This window comes from Methanohalophilus sp. WG1-DM (genome assembly GCF_004104135.1).
GTDB lineage: Archaea > Halobacteriota > Methanosarcinia > Methanosarcinales > Methanosarcinaceae > Methanohalophilus > Methanohalophilus euhalobius.
On the sequence record NZ_RRBA01000021.1, the window covers coordinates 1 to 14,700 of the forward strand.

Genomic DNA, 14,700 nt, shown 5'->3' on the forward strand with positions numbered 1-14,700 from the left:
GGCGGCTTCGAATTTGTCACCGATGATCTTCATACCCACAGACAGACCATCATTGATGATCTCGAAAGGAGTTAAACCTGCATCCAGGGCTTCCTGGACGAGGGGACCAGTACCATTGATGTCCTGGTTGACAATCGCATCTCTGAGTTTATCATACATTTCCTGTTTTCCCATTAAATCACCTATATTTAACTGTACAGCAGCTGTCATATCATAGGCTGCTGTTACAATGAACTTAAAAAGCAATTTTATATAACCTAGCCGACCACGTTTTTTCAATCCGCATAAAAATGGTAGATACCTCAAAAATTCAAAAAGCAATTCAAAAGGACAGACGTAAACAAAGCGATTATGGCATCAAAATCGACAACGTTTTTTGAAAACTAAGTTACAGCCATTTCACTATAAAAGTCGGATTTTAACCAACATTTCCAATATGTAATTTCAGGAAATTAAGTATAAACTGGGATTGGGTACAACACCATAATAGACAATCAATTAACCATAAAACCGAAACGAATATGTATCGTTCTAACTGTATCATTTGTACTTGTTAGATTTACAGCAAAGTAATCTAAAAGTATAGGGTAAATTAATGAAAATATCTACTGGTGATAATGTGATTAGTGTTAATGAAAAGGGACTTGCAATAATTGATGAAATGCTGGACTGGGAAGATGAGATTAATGTTGAATCCAAACAGCTCGAAAATGGCGCCACAATATTTGATTGTGGAGTCAATGCCAAGGGTGGCTATGACGCAGGTATGTATCTCTCACGCCTCTGTCTTGCCGATCTTGCAGAAATTACCTACACCAAATTCGACCTTGACGGACTCCCGGTGCCTGCAATTCAGATCGTAACCGATTATCCCACAGTCGCTTGCATGGGTTCCCAGTATGCGGGTTGGAGAATTTCCGTTGGCAAGTATTTCGGAATGGGTTCAGGTCCTGCACGTGCCCTCGGACTCAAGCCAAAGGAACTTTACCAGGAAATCGATTACAAGGATGATGCCGAAGCTGCTGTGCTTGTAATGGAATCCGGCAAACTCCCGGACGAGGAAGTCGTAGAATATATCGCCAAACACTGCAGTGTTGACCCGGAAAATGTCTATATCGCAGTGGCACCTACTGCATCCATTGCAGGTTCTGTCCAGATCTCTGCCCGTATTGTGGAGACAGGCATCCACAAAATGGAATCCGTGGGTTTCGATATCAATACAATTAAGAGTGGTTTCGGTGTGGCACCAATAGCACCTATTGTTGGTGACGATACAAAATGCATGGGTTCAACCAATGACTGCGTAATCTACTGCGGGGAGACCTACTACACAGTAGACTACGGACAGGATGACCTTGAGGAATATGTCAAAAAGACACCATCCACAACTTCCAGAGACTTTGGTAAACCTTTCTATACAACATTCAAGGAAGCAGAATTCGACTTCTTCAAAGTAGATGCAGGCATGTTCGCCCCGGCAAGAATTACCGTAAACGATGTTGCATCTAAAAAATCATACACCGCAGGACGTATCAATCCCGGTATCCTGCTCGAATCCTTTGGAATCAAGGAGGTATAATCCTCCTTTTAATTTTGGTGATCTAAGTGGAAATAATTGAAAAATCCGAAGGAATAGGTGCATTGTTGAAAAGTTTTGCATCTCTGGCCAAAGAATCGCAAAAAATCATTTTTATTGGAACTCCGGGGTTTTGTACTCCTTTTGCAGAAATTGCCGCTTATTCCCTGCGTAAAAGTTCCAGGCAGATGGGATTTGTAGCCAATACTGATATCGAAAAAGCAAAACAACTAATTCCCACGGATATGGGAATGCAACTCGGTGATACAATTAATTATCATGCTGATACGGTCGTACTGCTTGGGGGGCTTGCCATGCCCAAAATCGGAGTGGAACCGGAGGAATTGAAAACGACTCTTGAATCGATATATGAGGGGTCTCAGAAGAAACTGCTTATAGGCATCTGTTTCCAGTCAATATTTGAAAAACAGGGATGGACCGATGCTCTGGATTTCGATTGCATAATTGATTCGGACATGTCAGTGTCCCTGAAGAAAACATGATAAATCTCCTTTACCATATACGTGCGTCCACGACAACATGCCAGACGCCCGGGGAATATTTTTTGATACTGCGACACTCCATAATCTCCACATTTCTCCCCTGCATTTTTGCTGCCTTTGTAATCTGCCCGATTGGCCTATCAAACATTAAATTTTCAGCCAGTGCTTCATGAAAATGCAATATGCCCCCTTTTTCACTTAATGCACCGATTGCAGCAGGCAAATAATCCGCTGTTCCTCCCACATATCCCATGATTACCCGATCAGCAACTTCTTTAGGTGTTACTTCAGCACAGTTGCCATGCAGGGGTTGTACAATATGTTGTACATTATTCAATCTTACGTTATCTCTGAGATAGCCAAATGAGACCGGATTCAGCTCAATCGAGTATATTTTTTCAGGTTGGGAATGCACTGCCATCGGGAGAGTGAAATAACCAATTCCAGCAAACATATCAACAACAATTTCCCCATTTCCAAGTTTACTCATCCTGTTTTTTTCCCTTAGGTTACCTTTGGAATACATAACCTCTGTCACATCAAGTTTGAAATAACAGCCATTCTCTTTGTGTATTGTTTCTGTGGTATTACCACTCACAAGCTGTCTTTTTGGTTGCCGTAAACTGCCATTGATACCCAAATCCCTTACAACAGTGTCACAGGAGGGATACATATTCAGTAATTCTTCAGCAATTTCTACTCCCCTATGCATTATTTTATCAGGAATTGTAACTACTATAATGTTTCCAAGAATTTGCCAGCCAGAAGGAATTGCTTCCAGTTCCTCCGGTTTCATTTTACCGGCAAGCCTCTCTTTCAGGTTCATCTGCTGACGGTAGAACTCCGGTTGTTCCTGACGTTTTATTTCATAGCCACTTACCAAATCTGTGACTGGAATTTCAACAAAACTTCCACCTTCAACAATGCGAGATACGAATTTTCGGCTCCGATCCAGCAACTCCCTGGATTGTAATTCAAATCTTACTTTTTCAGTATCCCTGGCAGGTACTATAATTGCAAAATTTTCTTCCATTCAGCTCATTGAGAGGTATGTTTTGTTATAAAATTCATTCGGAATGGAGCGAACATTTATATACTCCACTCCCTTTATAGCTCATCTGGATGAACACAACGAACCGCACGGCCCTTTTTGCTACCAGTAATGGTTTCATTGCAATTAACGGTGCCGTTAAATTGCATATAATGGATTTACTGAACAAAAGGCCATGTTCTTTCGATGAAATTGTCCAAAATACAGGGAAAGCCAAATCCACTGTATCAGTACATCTTAACGACCTTAAAAGAGCAAACCTATTGAGAGAATCAGTAGACGCGGTGGATAGGCGAAAAAAGAATTATAGTTTATCCTCAAAATACGTAGCTTGTTCACAAAAACCACTGGATACTCACTACTACCACAGCCTGGAAAATTTCTCAAACACATTTTCCAGTGAAACTGATTTTTTCCAGAACGTTTTCTGTGCTTTCAAAGCAGGCTTTGAAGCCCAGGGCATTGATCATAATCCTATAATCAAACACATAGGAAGTGACATCGGCACACAGATCGCAAATACTTTTGAGCAAGGAGATTTTATTGACAGCCTTGAAGAGATACGCTCTTTCTGGAAATGCTATAAACTGGGAAAAGTACAGATCGAAGATACAGAGCCTCTTACTATTAAAATAAAAGATTGTTTTGAATGTATGTCAATGCCTGTTCTTGGTCACCCAATATGCTCTTTTGATGAAGGAATGCTGGAAGGTATCCTTCATAAGATCACCGGTGAGAGGCCATCAATAAAAGAAATAGAGTGTTATGCAACAGGAGATAACCATTGCCTTTTCATCAAGGTATGATTACTTTTCTGAACGGATTACACCCATATCAGCATTGAGTTTTGGACCGATCTCTGCAACAATACCCGGCCCATCCGTAGTTTCCCTGCATATCACGCAATGTTCCATAATTCCCAACCTTTCAGTACCATAAATATCCCTGCTGTGGCCTGTTTTTTTCAGCACTGACTTGAGCTGGGAACGTGTAACTGAATTTACAATAATCCTGTCCGTGGAAGCTTTCTTCCATTCCCATAATTTATCAGCCTGTTGGCCGGTAAATCTCACCTGTTCACCCGCGTTTGTATTGAGAATTTCCACTTTAACAGGCATATATGGAATAAGACCAAAACGAGTTGCTACCTGATCCGGACTGCCTGTGCCCAGATTTTTCAGTCCGCTCGCAGTGATAGGGACTTTTTTACCAATGTCTACAACGATTTTATCTTCTTTTATGGATTGTATGTAACCACGGTATTTTTTCCCTGCTACAGGTTCATATACAGGTGTGCCATATTTTTCCTTCAGGAAATGAATCGCAAATTCCGCATCATCCCCATCCGCATCTACAGTAACCCACTTGTTTTTGGAAAAACCTATTTCCAATTTCATGTCAAGATCCTTGAGGTTATCTGCAAATTTTGCAGCAATTGCATCAAGGGTCTGTTCTGTATTTGAATACACTTTTATTGTCAATTCAGTTTGCATATAATCCCGCACAAAAGAAGAGAAATTTATTTTCTGCCCAGCAGTTTATCGAAGACATCTTTGGTGTTACCATAAGCAATGAGAACATCATCATGTATAGGTTCCTCTGAATTCTCAATTGTATCCCCTATCATATGTATTTCCCTGCTGAAAGGACCCAGTTTCAATTTAATCCGGTCTTCACTGGCATTTGCTTCTACCAGTTGTCCATAGATTTCCTCTATCTTATTTCTTAATGTTTTAATACGTTCCAATATTTCTTTGGACTCCCTGTTCAGTTGTGTTCCTTCACTCTCTTCCTCTTCAACTGTTGCTACCAATTCCCTGTACTTTTCAGGAAGATTCTCCCCGAGTGTTATGATAAAATCCCTGAGATTTGTTACTACATCTACACCATATTCTGTCAGTTCTACATATTTTATCCTACCTTCAGCTGTAAACTGTACAAGTCCCATATCAGCCATCTTGGAAAGGATTTTTGTAGTATGTGCAAAAGTCGAATTTATTTGTTTTGTAATAACAGAAGCATACGTCTTTCTAAGAGACCATATAGTAAGGAGTGCAAGGGTTGGTTTTTCCTGAAGAAACAGGTTTTCTACTTCTTCGCGGGACATTAGAAATCACCTGATAATACCATGAGAGGTATCTCAACGTCTATTCTTTATATATATCTTTTTGTTGTATATATATCAATACATATTGGAGAGAATCGACTTTATCACATTTAGAGGGGCATCGGTCTTAAAGGACATCCCGCTGAAATGTGTCCTGCTGGCCGCATATCCCTTATCTCTCAGGTCCTGAATGGTCTTTTCAATACGTGGAGCTGCCACAGAGAGCTGTTTGCATAGCCTGTGCTGATCATAAAAGAAAGGAATATCAAGTTCATCCAGACAGGTCTGGATTATTTTACAGGCTTTTTTCTTCTTGCCAAGGGGTCTTTTTTCAATTTCTTCCATGACCTTTGAACAAAAAATACTGTCATGTAATTTCCCAAGCCAGAGAAGACCTCCTGATTTCATTTCAGTCCCACATTCCGGGCAGGTTTGTTCCATGAAAACAGAGTAGCCTTTTTTCCATTCACGGTAACTGCAATTGTCACAATGTGTGACATAACCCAGCTCCTTAAGTGTCCGATCAGCGTTCTTAGCCCCGCTTTTAATCCCTACATAAGCCCTGACATAATGACGCGTGGCGTGAGAGAGCAATACTTCCATTCCTTTCTCATGACGTGCCAGATGACGGGCAATAGACCCCAGCAGTATCCTCAGTCCCATTTCACTGTGATATTCATTGTTAAGTGCAACTGCAGCGTACTTGCGAATACCGGAATTCAGGTGAGCTCCGCAAAGAGGAGCAGTGTCAGTAGCTGTAACCTCCAGCAAGTTTACAGCAGAGCGACTGGCCGCATCCAGATAGGGAGCAGGACTTCCAAAAGGGTCCAGGTCCACGATATTGAATCGTTTTTCATGCAGGAGAGTATTTGCATTTCTACAGGATGTTTCAGCAATATCGGACAGGTCATTGAGTTTAATGTTTTGCTTGATAAAATCACAGGCCCCTGCATCCCAGTCATTAAGTGTCGTCCTGAGACCTATCTCATTTGCTATGCGAAGCCCTCTGATGCCGGAGGCTGCCATTGCATCCACATAATCGATCTCTGAAGGTGGCCTTTCTTCAAAATCGAAATTTTCCTTAACAAAAACAGAAGTTGCTGCCACGGTAATATCCCGGTTAAGTTCCATATGAGAATTATAGAAAACCGGTGAATTCACAGGCAGTTTGTCTTCAATAGCAGCGGAAGGAACCTCCACTTCGGTGGTCCCTTCTGTTATTTTTCTTGTTTCCATGTCTTCCACATGACATGGTTTTTTTATTTAACCATAATTGTCATATTCAATCCAGAATACGGAGGTATGTAAAATGAATAGTTTCCTGTTTCATTGAAAGTATACTTAAAAGTCCTCCCATAAGGAATTCTCTGATCTTCCCACAAACCATCTTCACTTTTCAGTGTAAATACACCAGGTTCTTTTTTCTGGTTTCTCCACACAACTGTGTCTGTTCTATTGATTTCTCGTACTTTAGAACCAATATAAAAACTGTTTATCAATATATAGTGAGTCTTTGGAGTATATTCCTCCAATTCCGTATCATTGGCTTCACTTACATTATCTTCTTCATCCACATCTTCAGCTGGCTGGATATCTTCAGCTGACTGATTATCTTCAGCTGACTGATTATCCTCACCATTTACTGGAACCTGCTCATCCTGATCCGTCGTATCCTGTGTTGTACAGCCCAATCCCAGCAGGGATATTACAATTAAAAGTATGATTATTTTTTTCATTCGACCACTCCTCTAATTATTTGTTAAATAATAATTATCTCTACATTTATCAAACTTTCCGGCATAAATAAACATCAAAGATATCTATTTAAATATATATGTCAATATGTGCCGCGGTCATTTTCATTAATGTATAAAAGGAGAATGCATCAATGTCTGTAAAAAACCCCCTCGGCGAAAAGATAAGCCAGCTCAGACAATCCAGGGAGATGTCACAGGAAGAACTGGCAAAAGCAAGTAACAACGATGTTGAACTGATAGATAAACTGGAAAACGGAGCTCTTGTTCCTTCACTAACACCTCTTTTTAACATTGCAAGAGCCCTGGGTGTCCGACTTGGCACCTTTCTTGATGATGCTCCCCAGAACGGCCCGGTGTTTGTAAAATCAGGCAAATCGAAACATGTTGTCCGCTTTTCCGGCAAATGCTCCAATTGCAAAGAGAGTTCACTTGAATTCAACTCATTAGCGGCTGACAAACAGGACCGCCATATGGAGCCTTTCATAATTGATGTACATCCACAACAAGGAGAACACCCCCTATCATCCCATGAGGGAGAAGAATTTATTTATGTGCTGGAAGGTGAAATCGAGATTCTCTACGGAAAAGAGACATACAATCTTGAAGCCGGTGACAGTATCTACTACGATTCCGTAGTTCCCCACGACCTGCATGCAGTAGATGAAGATGCAAAGATAATGGCAGTTGTATACACACCCTACTAAGGAATTCCTATGTTCACACTAACAGTTACCCCACGTTTTGGAGATGTTGACGGCCTTCGTCATGTAAATAATACCGTAATTCCCGAGTGGTTCGAAAAGGGGCGAAATCCTATATTCCGAATATTCACTCCAGATCTGGATCTCACTCCGGAAAAGTGGCGGCTTATTATGGCTCGCACAGAATTCGATTTCCTGGGAGAGATGTATTTTGACGGGGATGTCGAAATACGTACCTATATTGCCCGCCTTGGTAATTCCTCTTTTACAATCGGGCATGAAGCCTGGCAAAGAGGAGAATTAAAAGCAAAAGGCAAAGCAGTAATTGTACATTATGATTTTATGGAAAAGAAGTCTTTACCAATTCCACCTGAGATACGTGCAAGGCTCGAGGAACACCTGATAGAGGAACAGTAAACATAAAGGAGCTGGTACTATTCGTTTTGAAAACGAGACTATAACAGATGTCTTCGAAGAGATGGTTAAAAAATATCCCCAAAAGGATTTTATGGTTTATCCAGACCGGAATCTTCGTTTTAATTACAGTCAGTTCAATGAGCGTGTGGATGACCTGGCAAAAGGTTTGCTTGCCCTGGGACTTAAAAAGGGGGACCACATAGGCATATGGGCCCGCAATGTACCCGACTGGTTGACTTTCCTGTTTGCAACTTCTAAAATCGGCGCAGTCCTTGTAACTGTAAATACCTCATACCGAAGCCACGAACTTGCTTATGTGGTAAAACATTCAGATATGAAAGCACTGGCTATAATCGATGGATTCAGGAATGTGGACTATGTTCAGACTGTTTATGACATTGTGCCTGAACTCAAAACACAGCAAAGAGGAAATCTTACAAGCCAGGAATTCCCTGAGCTAAATCATGTAATCTATATCGGACAGGAAAAACACAGGGGCATGTACAATACCCGTGAATTGCTTCTGCTTGGAAAACATTGTCCTGACTCCGAACTTGCAAAAATAAAAGCTTCCACTACCGCTGATGATGTGGTCAACATGCAGTACACCTCCGGTACAACCGGTTTCCCAAAAGGAGTAATGCTGACCCATAAAAATATCCTCAACAACGGTTATTACATCGGTGAAAAACAAAAATTCACAGATCAAGATCGCCTGTGCCTGCCTGTGCCCCTATTCCACTGTTTTGGGATTGTGCTCGGCGTACTTGCGGCCCTGAGCCACGGGGCAACGCTGGTTATGATTGAAGCATTTGATCCGCTTCTTGTACTCGCAGCAGTCCAGAAGGAAAAATGTACGGCCCTTTATGGCGTACCTACCATGTTCATTGCAGAACTCAACCATCCAATGTTCGATATGTTCGACCTGTCATCCCTGCGTACAGGAATCATGGCAGGGTCACCGTGTCCCAAAGAAACCATGAAAAAAGTCATTTCAGATATGCACTGCGATGAGATCACAATTGCTTACGGGCTCACGGAAGCCTCTCCGGTAATGACCCAGACCAGTACCGATGATACCATTGAAAGGAGGGTCAGTACCGTAGGTATAGCAATGCCACAAATCGAAATCAAAATAGTTGATCCGAATACAGGTGAAAAACTCGGCCCCGGACAACAAGGTGAAATCTGCTGTCGCGGCTACAATATAATGAAAGGTTACTACAAAATGCCTGAAAAGACAGCCGAGACAATTGACAGGGATGGATGGCTCCACAGCGGTGATCTGGGGACCATAGATGAATATGGGTACTACAAGATTACCGGACGTATCAAGGACATGATCATTCGTGGCGGGGAAAATATATACCCAAGAGAGATCGAAGAATTCCTGTACACCATAGACGGTGTCAGGGATGCACAGGTGGTAGGTATCCCTGATGACAGGTACGGTGAGATCGTAGGTGCTTTTGTAATGCTTCAGGAAGGAACTGACCTGAGCGAGGAAGACATACGCGAGTACAGTATGGAAAAAATTGCACGGTACAAAGTTCCAAAACATGTATTTATAGTGGATGAATACCCAATGACAGCAAGTGGTAAAATCCAGAAATTCAAGTTGCGTGAGATAGCGACTGAGTTACTTGAAAAGCGCAAACATGGAGAAGAGCAGATTTAATTCTCGCTCTTTTTACTCATGAAGTGATATGTCATAATCCAGCGCCGTTGTTTTTTTAGCAAATTCACTGCCACTATGTATCAGTTCATCTGTGCTTCTTTTCAAATTGGCAGGAATGTCGGGTCGGTTTTTCTCTCTGCTCAACAATATCCATCAGTGTACTGTCAGTGACATGAAATATTGATTGGTTCATTGCTTAATTAGTTTGTATGAACAAAGGTAAATTATCTCAATTCCCTTTTTCTTTTCGGAATTTGTGAAGAGCGATCTCAATGGTAGTACTCAGGTCTTTTTCAGTAAAAGGTTTCAATATATATCCATCCGGATCTGTTTCTTTGGCTTTCTTAAAAGTTACATCATCCGAATGAGCCGTAAGATAAACCACCGGCAGAGAAAATCTATCTTTGATTGTTTTGGTTGCTTCAATACCATCCATATCCCCTTTAAGCCTGATATCCATAAGTACCAAATCCGGGAAAGTTCCTTCTACCTTGGTGATAGCATCCTTTCCCGTAGAAGCAACGCCTGAAACAATATAACCCAGGTCTTGCAAACGGCGTTTTATAACCATTGCCACTATAGCTTCATCTTCTACAACCAGTATTCTTGATTTTTTCAATATCACACCTCTTTATCCCTAAAAGTAATCCTGAAACAGGTCCTGTAATCTGTAGTATCAAGTTCAATATCCCCTTCTATCTGGCTTACGAGATTGGAAACAAGTTGTAATCCCAGTGATTCGGTATTTCTGAAGTCGATATCATCCGGGAAAGCACCCCCTGAATCTTCAACATTAAGTATTAATTGACCTGCAGACTTAAAAAAGTCAATGCTGATTTCCCCATTCTCACCCTTAATAAAAGCATGTTGCAGGGCATTTGAGGTCAATTCATTGATAATAATGCCCAGAGGTACGGCAGAATCCATATCCAAGTATAGATTCTCGATATTAAGATGAATTTTGATAATCTCCTCATCAACATTATAGGAATTGATGAGGTGTTCAACAAGATCTTCGATATAATCCGATAAATTAAGACTGGTGAGGTTTTCTGAATGATACAACTTTTCATGGATCAGGGCAATTGAACGTACCCTGTTCTCACTTTGCTTGAAGACCTCCATAACTTCATCCGATTTGAAATTGAGAGATTCAAGGTAAAGAAGACCGGAGACAACCTGTAAATTATTTTTAATCCTGTGATGAATCTCCTTAATTCGAATCTTTCCCATCTTCTTCAAAGCCTCTTCAGCCTTTTTACGTTCATTGATATCCAGAATGATTCCCTGTAATTTATTTGAATGGTTTGCAGAGAAGTTACCGATGAAAGTTCTCTCCTCAACCCACTTGATCTCTCCATCCCTCGTAATTATTCGATATTCATAATTAAATTCCTTATCACCCCTGTTAATTGCTTCAAGGAGATTCTGCTCAACGTTTCCAAGATCTTCAGGCACTACTATATCCGCATAGGTAATGTTGCCCTTCGTAAACTCATCCTGGGTATAACCAAACTGGGAAATGTTCCTGGATACAAATTCTACCGGCCAGTTTTTCTGGGACTTCCACTTGAATACGATGACCGGGCTGCGGTTTACTACATCTTCCATTTCTGCACGCAACCGGTTTGCATCCTGTAGGCTATCAAGCACCTCATTGAGTCCTTCCGGAATCTTCTTGAAATCAATGTCTACATCCGTATTTGCCCTGATGTCAAGGTCACCTTCCAGAGCTGAATCCGAAATTGTCCTGAACTCATCCACAATCCCGTTTATCCGATTGTTAAAGGAAGCTGCGATAAGATATGCCATCAGTCCCATAAAAACGATAGAAAATGTATAGATCGTAAACAGATCCGACCGCAGGGAAGCTACGCCTGCAAAAATCTCATCCTTCGGGACAGAAAGAAGAATTGAATAATTGCCTGTCGAAATGGGTTCATAAAAGAGTATCACATCCTTCCCGTTTGACGGGTCAACGATATCGACATAACCACTTTTGCCCTTTTCAATATCACTGGCAACCTCATGAAAGACGGGATTATCAAAGTCCCTGAGTTTTTTGGAACCAATCCAATCCTTATTTGTGGGATGGGAAATAATAATACCGGTATTGCTTACCATAAACAGATAACCGGTCTCAAACGCCTTTACACTACTAACCGTATTATCTACGTAATCCAGACCTACATCCACCCCGCCTATACCTATGAATTTATCGTTTTCAATTATCGGGGAGACATAACTCACAATCAAAGCACCCTGATAGAAATAGGGCTCGGTTAATACATCCTGCTTTGTCCGTTTTGGTAACTGGTAATAATCTGATGTACTGTAATCAACAAGTGGCTCAACATCTATATCCCCCCCTATCCTGTTCCAGTAGGGAAGAAACCTTCCCGTCCCATCATGAGCTGTGGTATTTATGTAACGTTCATCCTCTCCATCAAAAGCATCGGGCTCAAAGCCACTATAAGTTCCTATCAGCTGAGGATTATCCTCAAGTATGCTGCGTACTACATGACTGGCTTCTTCTCTTGTAGAAGAATCATGAATAGCACCCATTGTGGTGGCTATATCCCTTGCAATAGCCATATTGGACTTCATATCTGCATTGAACTGGTTGGCATAACTTTGTGCCATTTTAGCAGATTGGTCATAAGCGAGCTGTTCCTCCTGTGAAGTAACCGTTGATATGACTATTGAAGATGAAATAGACAGGATGAGAAAAACACTGACCACAATATAAAGAACAAGTTTAAACCTCAGTGACAGGTCTTTCCATGCCAAATCACTCACTTCCGTTTATGATTTCAGACAGCATCTCAGAGGAAACAGGAACAGAAAGGTCACGATAATAAACAAATAGCTGTGTCCCCCATTCAATTGATCCCTCAGTGAAACTTATTATGTCCCTGTGGTCATACATGTGTGATTTATTGAAAAAACAGAAGTAAGTAAAATCATCACCAATAATCAATGAAGGAATGTAGTCGTTTTCCCGGAAAAGCCTTATATCAACATTTTCCTGCTCGATCAGTTTTTGTATATCTGAAGGCGATTCGGCCAGTATTCTTTCCATTACTGAACCCGTAAAAATCAATTCCAGATTCTTGCCTGCAGAAGAAAGGGAATTAAAAAATTCAACATAATCAGGATGGAAAAAAGAAATCAGACATTTAATATAATTGGATTTGAGCATATTTGAATGTAACTGCAGTTGCAGATCATACATGTGGTCAAGATCGGGTTCAATAACTTCAACTTCACCCAGCTGACCTATATTTTCCACCAAATGGCGGGGAATTGCCTCCATATCGCGTGTGTCCCAGTAATACTCCTTTGAATCAAAAACATCAAGCATACATGCAAGTGGTGACAGGTTTTCAACTATCAAGCGCCCGGTAGTTGTAAGGTCATAGATCCCCTCATCATCTTTGAAGACAAGGCCTTTTTCCCGTAACTTTTTGATTTGAGGAAGAATGGAGGAAGAGGTTACATTTAGATGCTCTTTTACTTTTTTTATATCAGTGGGACCTTCAAGCAAAAGCAAAAGGAATCTTTCTCTCTTGTCGGAAAGAAAAATAGTGTCAATAAGTTCCTGTGGAGTCATCTAATATCCTTCAAATTTCAATCTTTTCACAAAGAGAGCAATAATAGTCGAAAAGCTCATCTCCCCATTTAAGGGCACTCTCGTCAAAACTCATTATATCTTTATGATCATAACGGCCGTTTTTATCAAGAAAACTTATGTAAGTAAACCGCTCTGAAGTGTCAAGGCCCGGAGGTCTGCTATTTTCCGGGAAAATATAGGCATGGATATGAGGAGCCCTTATAAGCCGGATCATTTTAGAATTACATGACTGCTTCATTCTTTCAAAAACCGGTGGTGTCATAATCAATGACATGCTTTCTGCATGTTCCATTAATTCACAATAAATATCAGGATATTCCGGTCGGTAAAAAGAGATTATCGATTTTATATTTTTGGACTTGAGCAGGTTTTCAGTGAATTCCCGGGGAATTTCAAATGTATGGTTCAGGTCTGGTTCAATCAAAAGGTAATTTCCAAGTTCATACAGCCTGCGAAATAATTTTGGTGGTAGTTCACTTAAGTCATGTTCTTCCAGATAGGCATTATCATTGTTCACCATCTCTATCGTGTTCAAGAGAGGAAGCATTTTCTCAACAATTAATTCCCCAATCGTGGAAAGACAGTATTGATCACCCTCTTCAACTATCAGGTACTTCTCTTTCAGTTTTTTTATCTGGGGCATCATCCCCCTGGAAGTCACATTCAGAGATGTCTTGATCTGATCGATGTTCCTGGGACCTTCCATTAAAAGAAGCAAGAGATTTAATCTCTTATCAGAAAGCCAAACCGTATCACTTAGCGAAGAACCCATTATATCGGATAGCTGATGGAAGTGTATATTATTAATAGTTTCTGTATAAAAAAGGGAAAAACAAGATCGGTATCATATACCGATCTTGACCAGTGGTCTCAGAACACCAGACCCAGGTCTTCGAGTTTCTTCTTTGCCCCGTCATAGACCTTGACGTATTCCTCGGTCGGTGTAACGGTTGCAACATCATAACATTCCTGGAACGTCTTGCCTGCAGGCGCGTTGGCATAATCGCCTTCATAGCTTGCTACAAGTTTATCCAGAATCTGGTTGACAGTATCGATATCCATACCAGCGGTTGCACGTGCGACTTCTCCCATCATACGTGCTTCCATACCGGTAGTCTTGTCAGTTATGACCCCCTTTGCAGATGCAACACCGGACAGGATCTCACGACCGGATGCCGTATCGGTCATGGACTGGGCAGCAGCCTCAAGCAGGCACATCTCGGTACATGGACCTGCACATGGATAGTACTGGTTACCGGACAGCAGATCTGTGAAC

The 14,700-nt window shown here is 41.1% G+C and carries 18 protein-coding genes; 6 read left to right on the forward strand and 12 right to left on the reverse strand.

What is annotated here, in order from left to right; genetic code table 11:
• Positions 1-174: B12-binding domain-containing protein (locus CI957_RS09910; protein WP_206631069.1), on the reverse strand; the 174-nt coding region annotated here is incomplete at its 3' end.
• Positions 175-619: 445 nt separating this feature from the next.
• Here CI957_RS09910 and mch point away from each other — a divergent pair.
• Positions 620-1,579 carry a methenyltetrahydromethanopterin cyclohydrolase gene (mch, locus tag CI957_RS09915; protein ID WP_096711603.1) on the forward strand — a complete coding sequence of 320 codons (960 nt, stop codon included), beginning with the start codon at positions 620-622 and terminating at the stop codon, positions 1,577-1,579.
• A gap of 26 nt (positions 1,580-1,605) precedes the next feature.
• Complete coding sequence (locus CI957_RS09920) at positions 1,606-2,079, forward strand: DUF2124 domain-containing protein (protein WP_128754774.1); 474 nt, start codon at positions 1,606-1,608, stop codon at positions 2,077-2,079.
• A 10-nt stretch (positions 2,080-2,089) separates the two neighbouring features.
• Here CI957_RS09920 and CI957_RS09925 read toward each other — a convergent pair whose 3' ends face one another.
• Positions 2,090-3,112: a class I SAM-dependent methyltransferase family protein gene (locus tag CI957_RS09925; RefSeq protein WP_096711268.1), complete on the reverse strand. Its 1,023-nt coding sequence runs from the start codon at positions 3,110-3,112 to the stop codon at positions 2,090-2,092.
• Between the two features lie 89 nt (positions 3,113-3,201).
• Between CI957_RS09925 and CI957_RS09930 the strand changes: the two genes are divergently transcribed.
• Positions 3,202-3,936: a V4R domain-containing protein gene (locus tag CI957_RS09930; protein ID WP_096711267.1), complete on the forward strand. Its 735-nt coding sequence runs from the start codon at positions 3,202-3,204 to the stop codon at positions 3,934-3,936.
• Here CI957_RS09930 and CI957_RS09935 read toward each other — a convergent pair whose 3' ends face one another.
• From CI957_RS09935 to CI957_RS09950, 4 genes are all read right to left on the reverse strand, one after another.
• Positions 3,937-4,623, reverse strand: a complete 687-nt coding sequence (locus CI957_RS09935; RefSeq protein ID WP_096711266.1) for a DUF2110 family protein — start codon at positions 4,621-4,623, stop codon at positions 3,937-3,939.
• A 26-nt stretch (positions 4,624-4,649) separates the two neighbouring features.
• On the reverse strand, positions 4,650-5,237 hold the full coding sequence (locus tag CI957_RS09940; protein WP_096711265.1) for a MarR family transcriptional regulator: 588 nt from the start codon (positions 5,235-5,237) through the stop codon (positions 4,650-4,652).
• Between the two features lie 75 nt (positions 5,238-5,312).
• Positions 5,313-6,473, reverse strand: a complete 1,161-nt coding sequence (locus CI957_RS09945; protein WP_096711264.1) for a tRNA (guanine(10)-N(2))-dimethyltransferase — start codon at positions 6,471-6,473, stop codon at positions 5,313-5,315.
• A gap of 23 nt (positions 6,474-6,496) precedes the next feature.
• Positions 6,497-6,973 carry a hypothetical protein gene (locus CI957_RS09950; protein WP_105460164.1) on the reverse strand — a complete coding sequence of 159 codons (477 nt, stop codon included), beginning with the start codon at positions 6,971-6,973 and terminating at the stop codon, positions 6,497-6,499.
• 152 nt (positions 6,974-7,125) lie between these two features.
• Between CI957_RS09950 and CI957_RS09955 the strand changes: the two genes are divergently transcribed.
• The 3 genes from CI957_RS09955 to CI957_RS09965 all read left to right on the forward strand — a co-directional run bounded on the left by CI957_RS09955 (position 7,126) and on the right by CI957_RS09965 (position 9,790).
• Positions 7,126-7,698, forward strand: a complete 573-nt coding sequence (locus CI957_RS09955) for a helix-turn-helix domain-containing protein (protein ID WP_128754775.1) — start codon at positions 7,126-7,128, stop codon at positions 7,696-7,698.
• A gap of 9 nt (positions 7,699-7,707) precedes the next feature.
• Positions 7,708-8,112, forward strand: a complete 405-nt coding sequence (locus CI957_RS09960; protein ID WP_128754776.1) for a thioesterase family protein — start codon at positions 7,708-7,710, stop codon at positions 8,110-8,112.
• Positions 8,113-8,173: 61 nt separating this feature from the next.
• On the forward strand, positions 8,174-9,790 hold the full coding sequence (locus tag CI957_RS09965; protein WP_206631068.1) for an AMP-binding protein: 1,617 nt from the start codon (positions 8,174-8,176) through the stop codon (positions 9,788-9,790).
• A gap of 12 nt (positions 9,791-9,802) precedes the next feature.
• Here the strand turns inward: CI957_RS09965 and CI957_RS11125 are convergent, their stop codons facing one another.
• The 6 genes from CI957_RS11125 to CI957_RS09990 all read right to left on the reverse strand — a co-directional run.
• The gene (locus CI957_RS11125) at positions 9,803-9,934 is read right to left on the reverse strand and encodes a hypothetical protein (RefSeq protein ID WP_277749696.1); all 132 of its coding nucleotides are present in this window, start codon (positions 9,932-9,934) and stop codon (positions 9,803-9,805) included.
• An 85-nt stretch (positions 9,935-10,019) separates the two neighbouring features.
• Complete coding sequence (locus tag CI957_RS09970) at positions 10,020-10,409, reverse strand: response regulator (RefSeq protein ID WP_096711261.1); 390 nt, start codon at positions 10,407-10,409, stop codon at positions 10,020-10,022.
• Between the two features lie 2 nt (positions 10,410-10,411).
• Positions 10,412-12,589 carry a histidine kinase dimerization/phosphoacceptor domain -containing protein gene (locus tag CI957_RS09975; protein ID WP_241646084.1) on the reverse strand — a complete coding sequence of 726 codons (2,178 nt, stop codon included), beginning with the start codon at positions 12,587-12,589 and terminating at the stop codon, positions 10,412-10,414.
• Entirely contained in the window at positions 12,582-13,403 is an 822-nt protein-coding gene (locus tag CI957_RS09980) for a winged helix-turn-helix domain-containing protein (protein WP_128754778.1), read from the reverse strand. Before CI957_RS09980 ends, CI957_RS09975 begins: the two co-directional genes overlap by 8 nt.
• 10 nt (positions 13,404-13,413) lie before the next feature.
• Positions 13,414-14,196 carry a winged helix-turn-helix domain-containing protein gene (locus tag CI957_RS09985; protein ID WP_128754779.1) on the reverse strand — a complete coding sequence of 261 codons (783 nt, stop codon included), beginning with the start codon at positions 14,194-14,196 and terminating at the stop codon, positions 13,414-13,416.
• A 98-nt stretch (positions 14,197-14,294) separates the two neighbouring features.
• Positions 14,295-14,700: monomethylamine:corrinoid methyltransferase (locus CI957_RS09990; protein ID WP_128754611.1), on the reverse strand; the 406-nt coding region annotated here is incomplete at its 5' end.